The sequence below is a fragment of the Ralstonia sp. 22086 genome (genome assembly GCF_052045975.1).
Lineage (GTDB): Bacteria > Pseudomonadota > Gammaproteobacteria > Burkholderiales > Burkholderiaceae > Ralstonia > Ralstonia wenshanensis.
The window spans coordinates 286,025-305,342 of the sequence record NZ_JBQEPZ010000001.1 but is presented as its reverse complement, the minus strand read 5'-3'; the positions used below and the strand labels follow the sequence as shown (position 1 = coordinate 305,342).

Below are 19,318 nucleotides of genomic sequence, written 5' to 3'. Positions count from 1 at the left end.
GGGTTACTTCATTTCAGAACGCCAGCCTGAAACAAGCGCTGCCGGGTGTCTGCGTCAATGCCCAGCGAAGCCAGCACGGCATCGGTATCGGCGCCGAGCGCAGGCGGCGCGTTGCGATACGTGGCCGGCGTGCGCGACAGCTTGATCGGCGAACCGGTCCCGCGGTACTCGCCCAGTTCGACCACCATCTGCCGGTGCAGCGTATGCGGATGGCGCGCCACCACATCGACGCTCAACACGGGCCCGCACGGTACGCCGCCATGGATCAGGTCTTGTGCAAGCGTCTCGCAGTCGAAGCGTGCCAGTTGCGCTTCCAGCGCGTGCTTCAGCTCCGGGCGATGCGCGCAGCGGCTGCGGTTGTCTGCGAAGCGCGCGTCGTGCGCCAATTCCGGCGCGCCGATATGCGCGCACAGCTTGGCGAACTGGCGATCGTTGCCCACCGCCAGAAAAATCGGCGCGGTGCCGGTCTGGTAGCTGTCGTACGGGGCAATGTTCGGGTGCGCATTGCCGCTGCGCTGCGGCACCTTGCCCGAGCCAAAGTAGTTGGGCAGATGCGGATGCAGCAGCGACACACCGCAGTCGTACAGCGCAATATCGATCGATTGCCCGCGCCCGCTCTTCTCGCGCTCGGCCAGCGCCAGCAGGATGCCGGCGAGCGCGTTGAGCCCCGTCACCATATCGACGATCGGCAGGCCGACGCGCATCGGGCCGCCATCGCGCTCGCCATTGACGCTCATCAGGCCAGCCATGGCCTGGACGGCGGCGTCGTAGCCGGGCAACCCACCGAGCGGGCCGTCAGGGCCAAAGCCGGAAACGGCGCAGTGGATCAAGCGCGGAAAGCGCGGTTGCAGGTCGCGCTCGAAATCCATGCCCCAGCGGGCGAGCGTGCCAGGCTTGAAATTTTCGACCAGCACATCGGCGTCTTCCAGCAATTGCCAGAGCACGGCGCGGCCCTCTTCGTTCGACAGGTCGACCGAGATACCGAGCTTGTTGCGGTTGACGCCGTTGAAGTACCAGGCGGTATCGCTCTCGTCGAACGGCGGGCCCCAGGTGCGGGTTTCATCGCCAACGGGCGGCTCCAGCTTGATGACCTGCGCGCCGTGATCGGCGAGTGCCTGCGTGCAATACGGACCGCCGAGCACGCGGCTCAGGTCGATGACCTTCAGGCCGTGCAATGCGCCGTGGATTGTGCTCATTGCACGTCTCCGGTCGGCAACGCCTGCATGGCCAGGGCAAATGACACCTCGCGCTGTTTGACGAGCGCATCACACAGCAGCGCATCATCGTTCTCGGGCAAGGCCAGCGGATCGACCGGCAGCAGCTTGTGACGCAGCACCAGATGCGCAAGCGCCAGCCGGCGATGGTCCGGCGCCAGACGCACGCCTTCCACCGCCATGAAGATGGCCGTGGTGATGTGATACAGCGCAGAGCCGGCCTGACGCACCAGTTCGTCGCTGCCGTCTTCAGCCACCTTGGCAATTGCACCGCATACGCGGTCGAGCGTGGCGCGCAGCAACGCATCGCTCTGCGGCGGCAGCGTGACGCCATCGAGCATGCCGATGAGATAGGCGCGCAACGGCTCCAACGCGCCTTCGCGCTTCACAGCGCGTGCAATGTCAAGCGCGACGATGTTGCTCGTACCCTCCCAGATGGAGCCCAGATGTGCGTCACGCACGAGGCGCGCATCGCTCCACTCTTCGATGTAGCCGGTACCACCGCGTACTTCCATCGCGTCTCCGGTTACGCGGCGCGCGTCGCGGCAAGCGCGGAACTTGATGAGCGGCGTCAGGATGCGCACGCATTTGGCGGCCTGCGCATCACCTGCATCTGCCAGCGGCAGCCGTTGCGCGATCTGCATGAACATCGAGCGCGCCTGCTCTGTCGGCAGCAACATCTTCAGAAGCTGGCGCTGCATCAATGGCATGTCGATCAGCTTGCGGCCGAAGGCTTCGCGGTTGCGCGCGATGTGCAACGCTTCGGTCGTGGCGCGGCGCATCAGGCCGGCAGCGCGCACGCCGTTCGACAGCCGCGACATGTTGATCATGTCGGCCATCTGGTGGAAGCCTCGGCCGATCTCGCCGATCAGGTATGCGGCGGCGCCCTCGAGCACGATCTCGCCGCTGGCCATCGAACGGGTGCCCAGTTTGTCTTTCAGGCGGACGATGCGGTAGTGGTTGCGCGAGCCGTCTGGCAGCGTCTTGGGCAACAGGAACAGCGCCAGACCGTTGATGCCGGATGGCGCACCGTCCGGTCGGGCGAGCACCATGGCGAGATCGGCGTCGGCGTTGGAGCAGAACCATTTGTCACCGTACAGCCGCCACGTTTGCGTGCCGTCGGGCGCGGTTTCCAAGGCGGCGCGCGTGGCGATTCGGGCGACGTCCGACCCGGCCGCCTGCTCGGTCATGAACATCGCGCCCTGGTACAGCACATCAAAGTCGCGCGAAGCCAGCATCGGCAGGTAGCGCGCCACGACTGCAGGATCGCCAAACTTGCGCAGCGTGCGCGTGAGCGAATCCGTCATGCTGACCGGGCAGCACAAGCCGAACTCCGCCTGCACGAACAGATAGGTGAGCGCGTATTTGACCAGCGGCGGCGGTGCGTTGCCGACATGGCTCATGGATGCGAGACCTAGCTCGGCATAGGCCACGCGCTCCAGCGCAACGTAATCGGGGTGCTTGTCGATGCTCTGCACGGGCTCGCCGCGACGGGTGCGGTGGCGTAGCTGGGGCGGGTTGTGATCGGCGCTGAGGGCCCAGGCGTCGAGTTCGTCCGAGGCGCGCTGGCCGAGCGACTTGAGCTGGGGCTCCAGCTCGCGGTATCGGGCGTCGCCCAGGTACAGCCGCAAGAGGCGCCCGAGGTCAGGATCGACGTGGAAGAAATTGATGCCCCGGCTGTCGGGGATGTTCTGGTGGCCGCCGGACTGGGTCGTAAGCGGCTCGCGGGCGATATCGTTCATGCGGGTGGCCTCGCTGTCTCCTGTTTTGTCCGGCCAGCATAGAAACGCTATCGATAATCGTCCAATACAGGTTTTGTCCTGTACGATAAGAATCCCTTATCGACGATCACGCCCGTAATGGACTTGAAGCAACTGCGCTATTTCGTTGCCGTGGCGGAAGAACTGCACTTCGGGCGTGCGGCACAACGGCTGTTCATCTCCCAGCCGGCGCTGAGTTTCGACATCCGCAAATTCGAAGACCAGCTGGGCGTGCAATTGCTCGCGCGCACCAACAAGAGCGTGGCGCTTACCAACGCCGGTCAGGTGTTGTTGGACGAGGCTCGCAAGCTGTTGCAGCAAGCGGCAGAGGTCGAGCGCATCACGCAGCGCTCTGCGCACGGGCTGGCGGGCCGGCTGCGCGTCGCCTTCGTCAATTCGATGCTGTATCGCGGCCTGCCGCGCGCGGTGGAGCGCTTCGAGGCCGATCACCCCGCCGTGGAAATCATCCTGCGCGAAATGAACACCGGTGAGCAGGTCCAGGCCATCCAGCGTCAGCAGCTCGACCTGGGCTGCGCATACTGGGGTACGTTTCCCGCCGACGTCGTTTCCACGCCGATCTTCTCGGAGCCCTTCGTCGCCTGCCTGCCCGCCGGCCACGCGCTGGCGCGCCGCAAGAGCCTGGGGCTGGATGCGCTCGCACAAGAGCCGTTCATCCTCTTCCCACGCACGGTGTCACCGCACTATCACGACCTGATCATCGCGCTGTGCGTGGATGCGGGGTTCAGCCCGGTGATCCGCCACGAGGCACGGCTTTGGCAAACCGTGGTGACGATGGTGGGGTTCGGCATGGGCGTGGCGTTGGTGCCCAAGACGCTGCAACACGCTGGCGATGCGCGCGTGAGCTTCGTGCCGCTGGCCGGTGGCAAAAAAGAATCGCCCGTGCTGTCATTACGACGCACCGGCGATGCAGAGCCGGTAGCAAGCCGCTTTCTCGAGTACCTAGAAGCCGCTGCGCACGAGAACGTGAAACCTTGAAGGCTCAACTCACAGCATTTTGCTGAGGAAGATCCGGCTCGTACCGGGCGGATCGCAAGGGACCTCTCCAAACCGCACCCAGCCGTTGCGTTCGTAAAACTCCGGCGCCTGAAAGCTGATCGTATAAAGCACTGCCGAGCGACAGCCCCGTCGGCGCCCTTCTTCTTCGAACCTGCGCAACACCTCGGTGCCGATGCCAATGCCGCGCAACGTCTCGGGCAGATGGAACAGATCCAGAAACAACATCCCCAACGACGTCCGCCCGCTCGCGCCACCGACCACCTCGCCGCTCTGAGGATCGCGGACCAGGACTGCCAACGGTCGGCGATCGCCGTAGCCGACGTGCTGATCGTTGAAGTGGTTCAGCCCGTTGCCGATGATCTGGATCGATTCGTCATCCGCCGCGTCGGTGACGATGATTTCCGGAGCCTGCATGCAAACCTTATTGCCTCTATTGCGTCCGGGCCGGCAGGACGGCGGGTGTCGTCTGCGCCGGCCGCATGTGCGGCATCATGTTTGTATTCAGGTGGTACATCACCCACAGCGAACCGCTGAGCGTAATGACCACCAGCACGAGCGTGAACATCAGCGACAGCATGTTCCAGCCGCCTTCGGACTTGGCGTTCATGTGCAGGAAATAAATCATGTGCACCACGATCTGTACCGCGCCGATGAGCAGGATCGCCACCGCCGTGGTCGACGATCTGTCGAACACATTCGCCATCACCAGCCAGAACGGAATCGCCGTCAGGAAGACAGACAGCACGAAACCTGTCAGGTAGCCGCCCAGCGTGGCGTGCGGTCCGATCTCTTCTTCGTGATGATGCGCATCGTGGGCACCACCGTGTCCGTTCATCGTTTGATCTTGCGCGCTCATGGCAGCGTTCCCATCAGGTAGACGAAGGTAAAGACGCCGATCCAGACAACGTCCAGAAAGTGCCAGAACATCGATAGGCACATCAGCCGGCGCTTGTTGGCTGTGATCAGCCCGTGCCTCGACACTTGCAGCATCAGCACGATCAGCCAGATCAGGCCAAACGTCACGTGCAGCCCGTGCGTGCCGACCAGCGAGAAGAACGAGGTCAGGAACGCGCTGCGCGTCGGCCCCGCGCCCTCGTGTATCAGGTGCGCGAATTCGTAAAGCTCCACCGCAAGAAACGCAGCGCCGAAGACCCACGTGATGGCCAGCCAGATCTGCATGGCCGAGACCTTGTTCTGCTGCATCTGCAGCATCGCAAAGCCATAGGTAATGGACGACAGCAACAGGAACGATGTGTTGAGCGCCACCAGCGGCAGCTCGAAGAGTTCCGCCCCGGTGGGCCCGCCTGCGTACTCGCGGCCCAGCACGCCGTAAGCGGCAAACAGGCACGCGAAGATCAGGCAATCGCTCATCAGGTACAGCCAGAACCCGAGGAGCGTGCCGTTTGGCACGTGAGGTTCTTCGGTGACGTGGAACTGATACCCGCCCGGCGGTACGTCATCCACCGTGGTGGTACCCGTGGGGCCGGTCACATGCAGGGATGTGGTCGTTTCAGCCATGGCCTGCCATCAGTTGGGTGCGCGATGCTTCGGTCCGGACCACATCTTCGGCCGGAATGTAGTAATCGCGCTTGTAGTTGAAGGTGTGAATGATTGCCGAGACGATCGTGGCCGCGAACGACACGATGGCAAGCCACCAGATATGCCAGATCAGCGCAAAGCCACACACCGTCGAGAGCCCTGCGAGCACGATGCCGGCAGCGGTGCCCTTGGGCATGTGAATCGGCTTGAAGCCCTCCTGCGGACGCCGGTAGCCGTACTGCTTCATTTGCCACCAGGCATCGGCGTCATGGACGAGCGGCGTGAATGCGAAGTTGTACTGCGGCGGCGGCGACGACGTTGACCATTCCAGCGTGCGGCCGTTCCACGGGTCGCCTGTCGTATCGCGCAGTTCCTCGCGGCGCCGGAAGCTGACCACGAGCTGGATCAGGAAGCAGGCGATGCCGATGGCGATCAGCAGCGCACCAAACGCGGCGATCTGGAACCAGATTTGCAAGGACGGATCATCGAAATGGTTCATGCGGCGTGTCACCCCAAGCATGCCCAGCCAGTACAGCGGCATGAACGCAAAGTAGAAGCCGACAAACCAGAACCAGAACGAAGCCTTGCCCCACGACGATACGAGGCGGTACCCAAACGCTTTGGGGAACCAGTAGGTGATGCCTGCCATGAGGCCGAAGAGCACGCCCCCAATGATCACGTTGTGGAAGTGTGCGATCAGGAACAGGCTGTTGTGCAGCGAGAAGTCTGCCGGCGGCACCGCCAGCAGCACGCCGGTCATGCCGCCCACCACGAACGTGACCATGAACCCGATCGTCCATAGCATCGGCGGCTCGAAGCGGATCTTGCCGTGGTACATCGTGAACAGCCAGTTGAAGATCTTGGCGCCCGTCGGGATCGAGATGATCATCGTAGTGATCCCGAAGAACGAGTTGACGCTGGCGCCAGACCCCATGGTGAAGAAGTGATGGAGCCACACCAGGTAAGACAGCACGGTGATCACGACCGTTGCGTAGACCATTGACGCGTAGCCGAACAGGCGCTTGCGGCAGAACGTGGCGACCACTTCCGAGAAGATGCCGAACGCCGGCAGCACCAGGATGTAGACCTCGGGATGGCCCCAGATCCAGATCAGGTTCACATACATCATCGCGCTGCCGCCCTGCTCGACCGTAAAGAAATGGGTGCCGACGTAGCGGTCCAAGGCGAGCAGTGTCACGGCGGCCGTCAGCACCGGAAACGCTGCAACGATGAGCGCGTTGGTGCACAGTGCCGTCCACGTGAAGATCGGCATGCGCATCAGCGTCATGCCCGGCGCGCGCATCTTGACGATGGTCACCAGCAGATTGATGCCCGATAGCACGGTACCGACCCCCGCTATCTGCAACGCCCATATGTAGTAATCGACGCCCACATCCGGGCTTGCAAGGATGCCCGATAGCGGCGGATAGGCCAGCCAGCCGGTGCGCGCGAATTCGCCCACGAACAACGACATCATCACCAGGACGGCGCCGCCCGTGGTCATCCAGAAGCTGAAGTTGTTGAGGAACGGGAACGCCACGTCGCGCGCGCCAATCTGCAGCGGCATGACGAAGTTCATCAGCCCCGTCACCAGCGGCATGGCGACGAAGAAGATCATGATCACGCCGTGTGCGGTGAAGATCTGGTCGTAGTGATGCGGCGGCAAGTAGCCAAGGTTGTCGCCAAAGGCCACCGCCTGCTGGATGCGCATCATGACAGCATCGGCAAAGCCGCGCAGCAGCATCACGATGCCGAGCACGACATACATGATGCCGATCTTCTTGTGGTCGATGCTCGTGAACCACTCACGCCAGAGGTAGCCCCAGAGCCGGAAGTACGTCAGCGCCCCGACCACCACAAGGCCGCCAAGCGCGACGACCGCGAAGGTAGCGAGCAGGATGGGCTCGTGATACGGAATGGCCTCCCACGTCAGGCGGCCAAAGATCATGTTGGCGAGTTCGGAACGCTCGGGCATGGATGTCACCTGTGCCTGTATTGACCAATTCTGGCCGATCAATGTTGGCGAAAAACGTCAAAGGGACTGAAAGAGCTGAAAAGCGGAAAGGGCCGGAACGACGCAAGGCCCTCGGCTACCGCAACAGCCTGCGACCGTCGTTGATGGCGGCATCTGGCGCAAACATCGGCATGGCATCGGCCGTATTGCTGGCGGTACAGATTTCCGCCGTAGGGTCGAAGCGCCTGACGTTGCGGTTGCTCGCCATGGTGTCCGCCAGGCATGCCTGGCCATCCACACACCGGTTCAGGATGCGGTCATACAGGTCTGGCGCCACGCTGGCGTAACGCTGCACCGGTTCGCTCTCGCTGGGCGTGGCCAGCTTCAGATAGGTGTCCTTGGACAGCGCCGTGCCAGACGACTTGACCTGCTGGACCCACCGGTCAAACTCTTCGTTCGACAGACCATGGAATTTGAACCGCATGTGCGAGAAGCCCGCGCCGCTGTAGTTGGACGAGAACCCGTCATAAACGCCGGGCCGGTTGATCACCGCATGAAGCTTGGTTTCCATGCCCGGCATCGCATAGACCATGCCTGCCAGCGACGGCACGAAGAACGCGTTCATGACCGTGGTCGCCGTGATACGGAACGAAATCGGGCGGTCAACAGGAGCGGCCAACTCGTTGACAGTCGCAATGCCTTGCTCGGGATAGACGAACAGCCATTTCCAGTCCATCGCCACCACTTCCACGGTGAGTGGCTTGGTCTCGGCAGGCACCGGGCGATTCTGATCAAGCCGCGTCAGCGGCCGATACGGATCCAGCTGATGGGTGCTGACCCAGGTGATGGCGCCCAGCGTGATGATGATGAGCAGCGGCGCAGCCCAGATGGCCAGCTCCAGCACGGTGGAATGGTCCCAATCGGGGTTGTAGGGCGCGTTTTCGGCGCTCTCCCGATATCGCCACGCAAACAGCAGCGTAAGAAAGATCACGGGCACGATGATCAGCAACATCAGGCACGTTGCAATGATGATCAAGTCCCGCTGTCGCACCGCCATGTCGCCAGCCGGCGACAACAGCACGGCGTTGCTACAACCAGCAAGGGTCACCAACAAGGCAATTGCTGCACCTCGCCAAAGCGACCTTCCCGTAATTCCAAGGGGTGTCACTACTGCATTGAAGCGTGGCATGGGTCTCGGAAGTGGCGTTTGGTTAACGTCGCGCTGGGATGGCCCAACGATCTTTCGACTTGTCGTTGCAGTTTAGGCGCTATTCTGGTCTTGTGATGACGGACTTTTTTTGATCGCCGTACGACACCCCCTCCCCCGAAATCTCGATGGAGACTCCACGATGGCAAGTCTGACCCACCAGCATCGCGCGTCGCCCACTGCACCTCCGGCACCAGGACACCATGAAGTTGCTCCGGCAGAGATCGCCATAGGCGTCGTGATCGGGCGAGCGTCGGAGTACTTCGACTTTTTCGTCTACGGCATCGCGTCGGTGCTGGTGTTCCCGACGGTCTATTTTCCGTTTGCGAGTGAACTCGCTGGGCTCTTGTTCAGCTTCACGGTCTTCTCGTTCGCCTTTATCGGTCGCCCTTTCGGCACGGCGCTGTTCATGCGCATCCAGCGCCGATGGGGGCGCAGCACCAAGCTGACAGCGTCGTTATTCCTGCTTGGCACGGCCACGGTGGGCATTGCGTTCTTGCCGTCCTATGCGTCGATCGGCCACTCGGCAATCTATTTGCTGGCGCTGTTCCGCTTCATGCAGGGCATCGCGTTTGGCGGTTCGTGGGACGGTCTGCCATCGCTGCTGGCATTGAATGCGCCGGAAAACAAGCGCGGCTGGTACGCCATGGTCGGACAACTGGGCGCACCCACCGGCTTCATCATTGCTGGCGCGCTGTTCCTGTTCCTCTACACCAGCCTGACGTTTCAGGAATTTATCGATTGGGGCTGGCGTTATCCGTTCTATGTCGCGTTTGCCATCAACGTGGTAGCGCTGTTTGCGCGGCTGCGGCTGGTGGTCACGCACGAATACACGCAACTGCTTGAGGAAGAAGAGCTGGAGCCCATCAGCACCCTGCAGATGGTGAATGCGCAAGGTTTCAACATCTTCCTGGGCGCCTTCGCCGCGCTGGCAAGCTACGCGCTATTCCATCTGGTCACCGTGTTCCCGCTGTCATGGGTGTCGCTGCGCAAGACACAGACTGTGCCTGCCGTGCTGACCGTCCAGATCATCGGCGCTGCGATTGCGTTTGTGGGTACGCTGGTCTCCGGCCTGATCGCAGACCGTTTCGGCCGACGCACCACCTTGGCGGCCATGGCCGTACTGATCGGCATCTTCAGCCTGGCCGCGCCCTGGCTGCTCGATGGCGGTGTTGCTGGGCAGGACATCTTCATTCTGGTCGGCTTTGGCCTGCTGGGGCTGTCGTACGGACAGGCAGCCGGCGTGGTGACGTCCAACTTCGAAAGCCGATTCCGCTATACCGGGGCTGCGCTGACGACCGATTTTGGATGGCTGTTCGGTGCGGCCTTCGCGCCGCTCGTGGCGCTAGGTTTGTCGTCGCTGTTCGGGCTCGGTGCGGTGAGCCTATACCTGCTCTCAGGCGTGGTGGGTACGCTGGTAGCGCTGCGGATCAATAAGGCGCTCGGGACGCCGGATGCGTAGTGCAGTTGCCCATAGAGTCCGCCGGACCTCGATGTCTACGCTTCGGCGTAGAGCCGTGTGGCGGCGGGCAAACCATGGCTGAAGCGTGCTCGCGCCAATTCAATTTCATGCGATCGTGTCGCGGAAGGGCTCCATCGTGCGATCCGATCAGGTCGTCCGCAGGCACGTTGCCTGCTATTCCGTTCCTGTGCGCAAGGGCGCATTTTCAAAGGAGCGGATCATGAACAAGGACCAAGTGAAAGGTACTGTCGAGAAGATGAAGGGCAAGGTCAACGAGGCCATGGGCAAAGCGACGAACAATCCCGCGCGTGAGCTGAAGGGCGACCTCCAGCAAGCCGGCGGCCAAGCCCGCAAGGATGCGGGAGACGTCAAGGAAGCAGCGAAGGACATCGCGAAGAAGTCCCGCTAACGGGCGCGCGTATGGGTGCAGCCTCCTGGCGCGGATGCCCATGACCCGGAAAAAGGGCGACCAACCGGTCGCCCTTTTTTCCATGCACAGCGGACCAGATATGTCGCCACTGCACGATGCGACCGCCGCCGTCGCGCTCAAAAGACAGTTTGTCCGATGGCCAGAAGATTGCCTTCGCTGTCTCGAAACCACGCGCCCTTTTCTGCCGCCCCGACCCTGGACGGGTAATTTCCTTCAATGCGTGCAATACCGTTCACGGTCTTGAGGCCGGGGAAGTCGTATTTCTCAAAGGCGACGCCTCGCCGTTTCAGCTCACTAACGGTCGCCTCGATGTCATGGACTTCCCAACCCATTTGCGTATGGGCACCAGAGGCCGTTCCGGCCGACTGAAATAACGTGAAATAGCCATTCCCGCACTTGTAACGTAGGCCACCGGGCCGCTCTTCAATCGGCTCCAGACCCAGCTTTGACGAATAGAACTGCCGTGCGCGTGCGAGGTCCTGCGCCGGAATCCGAGTTGATACGTCGCTGTCTTCGAGCATGGAATATCTCCGAACAATGCCAAGTGGGCGCCGGGTTCAGGCGACCTGAGAGCCTTCAGCAAAGTGTGCTCCCAGACGGGTGCGGATCGCTAGAGAACCATCGGCGTCTGCAAGCCTCCGCCGTCCTCGACGACTGAGCGCAGGCAAGCCGACCGGAAAGCCGGATGCGGGAGAACGGCTGGATTTTCAATAATTTGAAAATCTAAGCCATTGATCTTCAATGGGAATTTTGGTGCGAGGGAGGGGACTCGAACCCCTACACCATTGCTGGCGTCAGGACCTAAACCTGGTGCGTCTACCAATTTCGCCACCCTCGCCGGATGGATCGCGGCGCCCCTGAGTAGGAGCGCCGGAAAGGAAGCCCGCTATTATATCGCAGTCGCTCGGGGGTTTCCATCCCCCGCGCTGCGTGGCTTGGTGTAGGGATTCGAGTCCCCTCCCTCGCACCTGCCCCAGGAACGCAAACGTCAGACAGCCGGCGCCGCCGCCTCCGCATCGGGCCGCTTGACGCGGAACCACGCCGCATACAGTGCCGGCAGGAACAGCAGCGTCAACACCGTGGCGATGATCAGGCCACCCATGATGGCGGCGGCCATCGGGCCCCAGAACACGCTGCGCGACAGCGGAATCATTGCCAGGACCGCCGCGGCCGCGGTCAGGATGATGGGGCGGAAACGCCGCACGGCCGCTTCGACGATAGCGGTCCAGGTCGGCACGCCGGCCGCCACGTCCTGCTCGATCTGGTCGACCAGAATGACCGAGTTGCGGATGATCATGCCGATCAGCGCCGTGATGCCAAGCTGTGCAACGAAGCCCATCGGCGCGCGCAACAGCAGCAGCGTTGCCGCCGCTCCGATCAACCCCAGCGGGCCGGTCAGGAACACCATCACAGAACGCGAGAAGCTATGCAGCTGGAGCATCAGCAACAAGAAAATGATGAAGATGCACAGCGGCATCTGCGCGGCGATAGAGGCGCCCGCATTGGCACTTTCCTCTTCTGCGCCGGCGATCTTGATCTGATAGTCCGGCGGCAAGTCAGCGCGAATCTTGTCGAGCAGCGGGTTGATCTGCGCCGTCACGGTCGGGCCCTGCACACCGTCCACCACGTCGGACTGCACGGTGATGCCGTAGTCGCGGTTCTCGCGCCAGATCACGCCAGGTTCCCACGCAAAACCAACGCGCGCCACCTGGGTCAGCGGCACCGTGCGGCCACTGCTGGTCGGGACTTGCACGCGCTGCAGGGCGTCGAGCGTGTTGCGCTCGTCTTCCTGCGGACGCATCACGATGTCGAGCAGCTTGTCGCCGTCGCGGTACTGGGCAATAGGCGCGCCAGACATCACCGTCTGCGTGACCTGTGAGATGGAACCGGTCGACACGCCCAGCGCGCGCGCCTTGTCCTGGTCGATGTCCAGGCGCAGCACCTTGACGTTCTCGTTCCAGTTGTCGTTCACGCCCACGGTGTTCGGGTTGGCGCTCATGATGGCCTTGACCTGATCGGCAATCTTGCGCACCCCGCCAATGTCCGGGCCCATGACGCGGAACTGCACCGGATACGGCACGGGCGGTCCGTTCGGCAGCAGCTTCACGCGGCCACGCAGATGCGGGAATTGCGACTTGAGCAGCCCGATGACGTGTTGCCGAACCCCCTCGCGCGCCTCCAGCGAGGTGGGCATCACGATGGCCTGCGCGACGTTGGTTTGCGGAAGGATCTGGTCCAGCGGCAGATAGAAACGCGGCGCGCCGGAGCCGATGAACAGCGTCACGCTATCGACGTTCTGCTCCTTGCGCATCAGTGCTTCAAAGCGTTTGGCTTCGGTTTCGGTCTGGTTGAAGCTCGAGCCTTCCGGCAACCAAAGCTCGACCATCAGCTCAGGGCGACTGGAATCGGGGAAGAACTGTTTCTCGACATACTTGAAGCCGAACACGCCCAGCCCAAACGCCACCAGCGTGATGACGATCACCGTCTTGCGGTACTCCACGCACCAATTCACCCAGCCGCGAAAGCGGTTGTAGAACGGCGTGTCGAACAGCTCGTGGTGCCCGCCGCCTTCCACATGCGATTTGGTCCGCAGCAGCAGGAAGCCGAGATACGGCACAAACACCACTGCGGCAAACCACGACAGCACCAGCGCCAGCGCCGTCACCGCAAAGATGCCGAACGTATATTCACCCACCGTCGAGCGCGCGAGCCCCACCGGTAGGAAACCCGTGGCGGTGATCAGCGTGCCGGTCAGCATCGGCATCGCGGTCGAGGTGTACGCGAAGGTGGCCGCTTCCATCTTGGAGAAGCCCTCTTCCAGCTTGCGCACCATCATCTCGACCGCGATGATCGCGTCGTCCACCAGCAGACCCAGCGCGATGATCAGCGCACCGAGCGAAATCTTGTGCAGCCCGATGTCGAAGATGTTCATGAACAGGAACGTCACCGCCAGCACCAGCGGGATCGTCAGGCCCACCACCAGGCCCGGCCACACGTCAATGCGCAACTTCGGCTTGGTGTGCAGACCCAGCGAAAGAAAACTCACGCCCAGCACGATCACCACCGCCTCGATCAGCACATGCACGAATTCGCCCACGGAGCTCTGCACCGATTTCGGCTGGTTCTGCACCTGCTCCATCTCAACGCCCACGGGCAGCTTCGCGCGGATCTTGTCGACCGTCGCGCGCAAGTCCTTGCCAAGCTGGATGATGTCGCCGCCCTTGGTCATCGAGATGCCCAGGCCGATCACCTCCTTGCCGTTGAAGCGCATCTTGGCGTGCGGCGGATCCACGTAGCCGTGCTTGACCGTGGCGATATCGCCCAGGCGGATGTTCGTCGTGCCGCCTGGGCCGCGCAGCGTCAGGTTTTCCAGATCGCGGATGTCCGAGAACTGGCCTGAGAGGCGAATCTGCACGTTATCGGTCGGGGTGACCAGCACACCGCTGGGGCCGATGTTGTTCTGCTGGCTGATCTGCGTGGCGATGCTGTTGATATCGAGGCCCATCTGCGCCAGCTTGGCCTGCTGGAACTCGATGTAGATCTTTTCGTCCTGGTCGCCCAGCAGCTCGACCTTGGCGACATTGGGTACGCGCAGCAATTGCTGGCGGATCGCGTCGGCGTAGTCGTTGAGCTGGCGGTATGTAAAGCCATCGGCTGACAACGCATAGATCGAGCCATACACGTCGCCGAAATCGTCGTTGAAGTATGGTCCGCGCACACCCTGAGGCAGCGTGGGCGCGATATCGCCCACCTTCTTGCGCACGGTGTACCAGAGCTGCTGCGTTTCCTTGGCGGGCGACGTGTCGGCCAGTTGGAAGGTCACGAGCGTTTCGCCGGGCTTGGAGTAGCTGCGGATCTTCCAAGCGTACGGCACTTCCTGCAGCGCCTTCTCGATCTTGTCGGTCACCTGGCGCGACATCTGCTCGGCCGTGGCGCCGGGCCAGAAGGCCTGCACGACCATCGCGCGGAAGGTGAAGGGCGGATCTTCATCCTGCCCCAGCTTGGAATACGCAAAGATGCCGCCGAGCAACAGCGCCACCAGCAAGAAGCGCGTGAGCGGCTGATGTTCAAGCGCCCAGCGTGACAGGTTGAAGCGGGAATGTTCCATACGCGCGAAGGTTGGCGTGTTGGGGCGGAAGCCGGATGCGGCTTACCGGCGCGGCGTGATGGCGGACTGCGCCGACGGCTGATCGGCCGGTGCCATCGGCATCACCTTCTGGCCGGCCTTGAGCAGGTGCACGCCAGCGGTCACGATGGTCTGGCCGGGCTGCAGGCCGCTCGTTACCAGCAGCACGTTGTCGCGCGGCGCGCCCACCGTCACCGGCACGGGCTTGACCGTTTGCGATGCGGCGTCGTACAGCCACACCACGTTCTTGCCTTGATCCTGCAGCAGCGCGCTGATCGGCACGCGTACGCCCATGCCGCCGCTGTCCGCGCCACCGCCGGGCCGCACGAACGTGGCCACTGCCGTCATGCCGAGCCTCAATTCAGGCGGCGGATTCGGTACTGAAATCTTTACGGTGTACGTGCGCGTGAGCGGGTCGGCCGCAGGTGCAATCTCACGTACCTTGGCCGGAATGCTGCGCGACTGATCGGCCCACAACTTGACGCTCACTTCGGGCGATTTGCGCAGCGTATCGACCTGATCCTCGGGAATGCCGACCACGACTTCCTTCTCTGCCGTCTGCGCCACGCGCACGACCGGCTGGCCGGCCGACACCACCTGCCCGACCTCGGCGTCAACGCCCGTCACCACGCCATCGGCGTCGGCTTCAAGCGTGGCATATCCGGCTTGATTCACCTGATTGCGATAACCGGCTCCGGCTTGCTCGTAGCGGGCTTGTGCGGCGTCATAGTTGGCTTGATGGCGTTGCTGCTCGGCCGCGCTGATGAAACCCTTGGCGAACAGTTCGGAATAGCGTTTGAGATCCGCCGCGGCCAGATCGCGGTCGGTCTTGGCGGCGGACAACTGAGCCTGGGACGATTGCTGAGCGAGGGCGAGATCGGTCGGGTCCAGCCGTGCGAGCACCTGGCCTTTCTTGACGGTGGCGCCCACGTCCACCAAGCGGGCGATGATTTTGCCCGGCACACGGAAGCCCAGGCGCGATTCAATGCGTGGGCGTACGTCGCCTGAGAACTCCGCCGTGCCGGCGCCCTGCTCGCTGGTGACGGTCATGGTGCGCACGGGGCGCACTTCGGGCGCCTTGGGCGCCTCCTTGCTGCATCCGGCCAGCAGCGCCGCGCCGATCAACAAGGCGGCCGATGTCGTCATCGGCAATGAACGCCTGCGCGGCCGAGACCGCGTGTCGGAGAAACCGGTGAAGTCGGAATGCGGGTACGGCAAACGCAACGCTGGCATGACACGCTCTCAGTAAATAACTGACCGGTCAGTAATATACCCACGGCAATGCGCAGGGTCAACGACACGGCCGCGTCTGATTGACTTTTCTTGGTAGCTGTTCAAGCAAGGCTTTGCGGCATGCTGCGCTGCAACGCGCTGTAGAATGGCCGCCCTGCTTCAAACCTCACCACGACGGCCCTTTCCGTGACCCCCGACGATTACTGCGCCGACAAGGCCGCCCCGCCCGGCAGCGACGTGTACTACAGCGTATTGTTTCTGGCACCCGAACGCCGCCGCGCGACCATCGCCCTGGAAGCCGTGCGCCGTGAGCTGGAAGACGCCGTGCGCGATGCGAGCGATCCGGCGGTCGTGCAATCGAAGCTGCAGTGGTGGCGACAAGAACTGGCGCGGCTGTTTGACGGCCGCCCCGAGCACCCGGCGGCCAAGGCATTGCAGCCACATCTGGCTCGCTACGATATCGGCGCCGTGCATCTGGGCGAATTGCTGGCCGGCGTCGAGGCCGATGCCATGCAAAACCGCTATCTGGATTGGCCCAACCTGCGCCGCCACGGCGATCAAGTGGCTGGCGTCGCAGGTCGGCTGACGGCCCGCATTGCCGGACAGACGCATGCACGCACGCTGGAATTCGCACGGCTGATGGCGCTGGCCGAGCAGCTCGTGCATTTCGTCCGGAACCTGGGCGAAGACGTGCGCCACAACCGCGTCTACATCCCCGTGGACGAACTGCAGCGCTTCAACGTACCGGCTGCCGATCTGTTCAACCGCCGGTATGCCGAGGGCTTCAAGCCGTTGATGGCATTTCAGGCCGAGCGCGCCCGCGCAACGTACAAGGAAGCCCTGGCCGCGCTGCCGGCAGAAGATCTCCGCGCCCAGCGCTCGGCGCTGATTCGCGGCGTGCTGGCCATGCGCCTGCTCGACGAGGTGGAAGCCGACGGCTTCCAGGTGCTCACGCAGCGCACGGACCTGACGCCGCTGCGCAAGCTGTGGCTGGCCTGGAAGACGCAGATCCGCGCCTGACCCGCCTTATTGCGAAGCCCAGGTCGTACCGAAAATGCTCGACTGATCGATCCCAGGAAAGTCAACAAACGCCTTCGAACAATCAAGGTACTGGGTCGGATCGATCGACTGCGTTGGGCTGCCCGTCAATGCCACGCGATTTGCCGTCGACGGGAACAGCGGCAGGTTCGTGTTGTTGAGCGTCAGGTTGGCGTCCGACGACGTCACCGCGATGCTGGCTGGCGTATCGGCAATCACGTTGGTCAACGACATCCCGAGCGGGAATGCCGGCTCGCCATATCCACCGGTGTTCGCTTCAAAGCCCTGCAGCTTCACCCCGGCGCTGCCCTGGATGACCACGTTGTTCAGCGAAATATCGTGGAAATTCGGATACAGCGGCCCACCCGACGGCACGGCCTTCGTGCTGTAGTACGGCGTAAACAGCAGCGCGTTCGTCGCATCGCGAATGCAGATGTTGGCGTATTGGATGTTGCTGACTTCGCCGCCGCGCGCGTAATCCGATTTGATACGCAGGCCCTCTTCCGAATTCCAGAACGCGTTGTCGTAGACCTGCACGTTCGTCACGCCCGCATTCGTTTCGCTGCCGATCGAGATGCCGTGACCCCAGTAGATATGGTTGTGCGCGATCACGATGCCGTATTTGCGGTCGGATCGCACGCCACGGTTGCCATCCACCCCGAACAGGCCCGAGCCGGCCGGCGACGGGTTGGCGCTCCCCTTGAGCGCGATGTCGTCGTCGCCTGTGCTGACGTAGTTGTAGGCAAACACGAAGTTCTTCAGATAGCCATCAAACGAAATGGGACCGGCCGATGTGGTCGTGCTGCCGGTCGACAACTTGCCCGAGATCGCCTTCGAGGCAGAACCCGGATCAAACGCGTCCGTGTTCTTCACGTTGTCGCGCGTGAACGTCGCACCGGTGTACAGCGGATTGCCGTTGCCTGCCGGGTTCGCAAACGCGGCAAGGTTGGGCGTCTGCACCTTCACACCCCAGACGGTGAGGCCATCGACGCCGCTGGGCACGACATGAAAGTTCGGGCTATTGCTCAGCGTGACGCGATACAGCGTGAGGTTCTTCGCATAGTTGAACACCATCAGTCGGAAGTTCGACTGCGAACCGACGCCCGTCGTGCCGTTGTCGACCATGTTGCCGAGATAGGCCAGATCCCACCACGTCATGTTGCGCGCCGGCGATTTCGAATCGACCACCGTGCCGCCGTTGTCGCAAGGCGTACCGTCAGCCGCTACGGTGCCGGTCTTGTACGCGGCGTAGGTGTTCGAACAGGTCAGGTCGACCTTCATCAGCGGGTACTTGGCATTTGACGTGACGATTTCTGCGTAGCCACGGCCATCGATCCGCCCATCGCCAACCACGGCGGAGTTGACGATGTTCGTACCGGTGATCAGCGCCGTGCAGTTGCTGGAACTGCCAGCCTTTGTCGCGCTGACGGCCGTGTTGCCGCAGTACGGCCCTGCCGCGTTGGGCGAATAGGCCATGACATCGCGCGATGCATACAGCGTGACGCCCTTGTCGATCCAAAGCGTCACGCCAGAGGGCAATGTCAGCGGGCCGCTAATGAACGCGTTGCCGGGGCCGCTCGGGTTCACAACAAGACGCACGGCAAACTTGGACGCACGGTACTGCGATTTCGCAAGCTCTTCGCCAGTCGCACCGGCGATGTTGACATTGGGGACTGCAGCCGCAGTCTGAGCAGCCGTGGCAGTCGCGTCCGCCGCGGCAATGGTTGCACCGACTTCCGCGTCAACCGACGCACCGCACGCATCGAGCGCGGCCTGGATGCGCGCCTGGTCTGGGTTCGCCTTGGCTGTCGTCACTGAAACACCCACACCAACTGTCGACGGATCAGCTTCCGGCGGCAGCGCACCGTCCGGTCGGCTCACGAGTGAATTGCTCGCCTGCAGCGTCGCACAGACCTGCGCGTCGGTCGGCAGCGTTGGCTCAGGTGGCAGGTTTGCATCGGTGGTGGCTGTGCCGACCTGAAAGACGGCGGCTGCCGGGCTGCCGGTGCCAGTGCCCGATGTGTTCGACGATGTCGCATCGCCGCCGCCGCATGCCGCCAGCCCGATTGCCGCTGCAATCAGCATCGCAATCAAGCCAGCCGATTGTCGGTGCCGCTTTTTCATTGTCTGCAATGCACTCACGAAGGTCTCCTCATTGTTGTTGTGGTCCGCCAATCGGGTCGGCACACGCCTTTTTGATATATCAGAATCTATTTATTGATATATCAATGGTCAAGGCAGGGTTTTCCCGTGCATCGCCATGGCAAGCGCGAAACCTATCAGAGAAGATCGATGGAGTTGGGCGGGCTTAACGCCTGCAGAGGCAATCTGCCCGCCC

15 protein-coding genes and 1 tRNA gene are annotated in these 19,318 nt (G+C 62.6%); 4 read left to right on the top strand and 12 right to left on the bottom strand.

Annotated elements, in window-relative coordinates; genetic code table 11:
- Positions 1 to 8: 8 nt before the first annotated feature.
- Positions 9 to 1,196: a CaiB/BaiF CoA transferase family protein gene (locus ACTJK6_RS01435; RefSeq protein WP_440838181.1), complete on the bottom strand. Its 1,188-nt coding sequence runs from the start codon at positions 1,194 to 1,196 to the stop codon at positions 9 to 11.
- Positions 1,193 to 2,956, bottom strand: a complete 1,764-nt coding sequence (locus ACTJK6_RS01430; RefSeq protein ID WP_343621504.1) for an acyl-CoA dehydrogenase family protein — start codon at positions 2,954 to 2,956, stop codon at positions 1,193 to 1,195. Before ACTJK6_RS01430 ends, ACTJK6_RS01435 begins: the two co-directional genes overlap by 4 nt.
- 117 nt (positions 2,957 to 3,073) lie before the next feature.
- On the opposite strand from ACTJK6_RS01430, the gene ACTJK6_RS01425 reads away from it, so the two are divergent.
- Positions 3,074 to 3,970, top strand: coding sequence for a LysR family transcriptional regulator (locus tag ACTJK6_RS01425; RefSeq protein ID WP_440838180.1), 897 nt, complete (start codon positions 3,074 to 3,076; stop codon positions 3,968 to 3,970).
- A gap of 9 nt (positions 3,971 to 3,979) precedes the next feature.
- On the opposite strand, the gene ACTJK6_RS01420 is transcribed toward ACTJK6_RS01425, so the two are convergent.
- From ACTJK6_RS01420 to cyoA, 5 genes are all read right to left on the bottom strand, one after another.
- Positions 3,980 to 4,405 carry a GNAT family N-acetyltransferase gene (locus ACTJK6_RS01420; protein WP_433867425.1) on the bottom strand — a complete coding sequence of 142 codons (426 nt, stop codon included), beginning with the start codon at positions 4,403 to 4,405 and terminating at the stop codon, positions 3,980 to 3,982.
- A 16-nt stretch (positions 4,406 to 4,421) separates the two neighbouring features.
- Positions 4,422 to 4,847, bottom strand: a complete 426-nt coding sequence (gene cyoD, locus ACTJK6_RS01415; RefSeq protein ID WP_232042893.1) for a cytochrome o ubiquinol oxidase subunit IV — start codon at positions 4,845 to 4,847, stop codon at positions 4,422 to 4,424.
- Entirely contained in the window at positions 4,844 to 5,509 is a 666-nt protein-coding gene (cyoC, locus tag ACTJK6_RS01410) for a cytochrome o ubiquinol oxidase subunit III (protein ID WP_232042894.1), read from the bottom strand. Before cyoC ends, cyoD begins: the two co-directional genes overlap by 4 nt.
- Complete coding sequence (gene cyoB / locus ACTJK6_RS01405; protein WP_232042895.1) at positions 5,502 to 7,505, bottom strand: cytochrome o ubiquinol oxidase subunit I; 2,004 nt, start codon at positions 7,503 to 7,505, stop codon at positions 5,502 to 5,504. Before cyoB ends, cyoC begins: the two co-directional genes overlap by 8 nt.
- A 115-nt stretch (positions 7,506 to 7,620) precedes the next feature.
- The gene (cyoA, locus tag ACTJK6_RS01400) at positions 7,621 to 8,673 is read right to left on the bottom strand and encodes a ubiquinol oxidase subunit II (RefSeq protein WP_316871218.1); all 1,053 of its coding nucleotides are present in this window, start codon (positions 8,671 to 8,673) and stop codon (positions 7,621 to 7,623) included.
- A gap of 160 nt (positions 8,674 to 8,833) precedes the next feature.
- On the opposite strand from cyoA, the gene ACTJK6_RS01395 reads away from it, so the two are divergent.
- Both ACTJK6_RS01395 and ACTJK6_RS01390 read left to right on the top strand, forming a co-directional pair.
- Entirely contained in the window at positions 8,834 to 10,153 is a 1,320-nt protein-coding gene (locus tag ACTJK6_RS01395; protein WP_343620174.1) for an MFS transporter, read from the top strand.
- A gap of 220 nt (positions 10,154 to 10,373) precedes the next feature.
- The gene (locus tag ACTJK6_RS01390; protein WP_232042898.1) at positions 10,374 to 10,562 is read left to right on the top strand and encodes a CsbD family protein; all 189 of its coding nucleotides are present in this window, start codon (positions 10,374 to 10,376) and stop codon (positions 10,560 to 10,562) included.
- A gap of 137 nt (positions 10,563 to 10,699) precedes the next feature.
- Here the strand turns inward: ACTJK6_RS01390 and ACTJK6_RS01385 are convergent, their stop codons facing one another.
- The 4 genes from ACTJK6_RS01385 to ACTJK6_RS01370 all read right to left on the bottom strand — a co-directional run bounded on the left by ACTJK6_RS01385 (position 10,700) and on the right by ACTJK6_RS01370 (position 15,942).
- On the bottom strand, positions 10,700 to 11,104 hold the full coding sequence (locus tag ACTJK6_RS01385; protein WP_440476570.1) for a VOC family protein: 405 nt from the start codon (positions 11,102 to 11,104) through the stop codon (positions 10,700 to 10,702).
- 230 nt (positions 11,105 to 11,334) lie between these two features.
- Positions 11,335 to 11,421, bottom strand: a tRNA-Leu gene (locus ACTJK6_RS01380).
- A 150-nt stretch (positions 11,422 to 11,571) separates the two neighbouring features.
- A complete protein-coding gene (locus ACTJK6_RS01375) occupies positions 11,572 to 14,691 on the bottom strand; it encodes an efflux RND transporter permease subunit (RefSeq protein ID WP_414560685.1) in 3,120 nt (1,039 codons plus the stop codon).
- A gap of 42 nt (positions 14,692 to 14,733) precedes the next feature.
- The gene (locus ACTJK6_RS01370; protein ID WP_433867511.1) at positions 14,734 to 15,942 is read right to left on the bottom strand and encodes an efflux RND transporter periplasmic adaptor subunit; all 1,209 of its coding nucleotides are present in this window, start codon (positions 15,940 to 15,942) and stop codon (positions 14,734 to 14,736) included.
- Between the two features lie 186 nt (positions 15,943 to 16,128).
- On the opposite strand from ACTJK6_RS01370, the gene hpnD reads away from it, so the two are divergent.
- Positions 16,129 to 16,962 (top strand): presqualene diphosphate synthase HpnD, encoded by an 834-nt coding sequence (gene hpnD / locus ACTJK6_RS01365; protein WP_440838179.1) that lies wholly within the window; start codon positions 16,129 to 16,131, stop codon positions 16,960 to 16,962.
- 6 nt (positions 16,963 to 16,968) lie between these two features.
- On the opposite strand, the gene ACTJK6_RS01360 is transcribed toward hpnD, so the two are convergent.
- Positions 16,969 to 19,104 (bottom strand): glycoside hydrolase family 28 protein, encoded by a 2,136-nt coding sequence (locus ACTJK6_RS01360; protein WP_440838765.1) that lies wholly within the window; start codon positions 19,102 to 19,104, stop codon positions 16,969 to 16,971.
- Positions 19,105 to 19,318: the final 214 nt, after the last annotated feature.

What these genes read in the sequence shown, in the direction of transcription:
- ACTJK6_RS01435 (WP_440838181.1), bottom strand. Translation starts at nt 1,196, where the DNA reads ATGAGCACAATCCACGGCGCATTGCACGGCCTGAAGGTCATCGACCTG.
- ACTJK6_RS01430 (WP_343621504.1), bottom strand. Translation starts at nt 2,956, where the DNA reads ATGAACGATATCGCCCGCGAGCCGCTTACGACCCAGTCCGGCGGCCAC.
- ACTJK6_RS01425 (WP_440838180.1), top strand. Translation starts at nt 3,074, where the DNA reads ATGGACTTGAAGCAACTGCGCTATTTCGTTGCCGTGGCGGAAGAACTG.
- ACTJK6_RS01420 (WP_433867425.1), bottom strand. Translation starts at nt 4,405, where the DNA reads ATGCAGGCTCCGGAAATCATCGTCACCGACGCGGCGGATGACGAATCG.
- cyoD (WP_232042893.1), bottom strand. Translation starts at nt 4,847, where the DNA reads ATGAGCGCGCAAGATCAAACGATGAACGGACACGGTGGTGCCCACGAT.
- cyoC (WP_232042894.1), bottom strand. Translation starts at nt 5,509, where the DNA reads ATGGCTGAAACGACCACATCCCTGCATGTGACCGGCCCCACGGGTACC.
- cyoB (WP_232042895.1), bottom strand. Translation starts at nt 7,505, where the DNA reads ATGCCCGAGCGTTCCGAACTCGCCAACATGATCTTTGGCCGCCTGACG.
- cyoA (WP_316871218.1), bottom strand. Translation starts at nt 8,673, where the DNA reads ATGCCACGCTTCAATGCAGTAGTGACACCCCTTGGAATTACGGGAAGG.
- ACTJK6_RS01395 (WP_343620174.1), top strand. Translation starts at nt 8,834, where the DNA reads ATGGCAAGTCTGACCCACCAGCATCGCGCGTCGCCCACTGCACCTCCG.
- ACTJK6_RS01390 (WP_232042898.1), top strand. Translation starts at nt 10,374, where the DNA reads ATGAACAAGGACCAAGTGAAAGGTACTGTCGAGAAGATGAAGGGCAAG.
- ACTJK6_RS01385 (WP_440476570.1), bottom strand. Translation starts at nt 11,104, where the DNA reads ATGCTCGAAGACAGCGACGTATCAACTCGGATTCCGGCGCAGGACCTC.
- ACTJK6_RS01375 (WP_414560685.1), bottom strand. Translation starts at nt 14,691, where the DNA reads ATGGAACATTCCCGCTTCAACCTGTCACGCTGGGCGCTTGAACATCAG.
- ACTJK6_RS01370 (WP_433867511.1), bottom strand. Translation starts at nt 15,942, where the DNA reads ATGCCAGCGTTGCGTTTGCCGTACCCGCATTCCGACTTCACCGGTTTC.
- ACTJK6_RS01360 (WP_440838765.1), bottom strand. Translation starts at nt 19,104, where the DNA reads ATGAAAAAGCGGCACCGACAATCGGCTGGCTTGATTGCGATGCTGATT.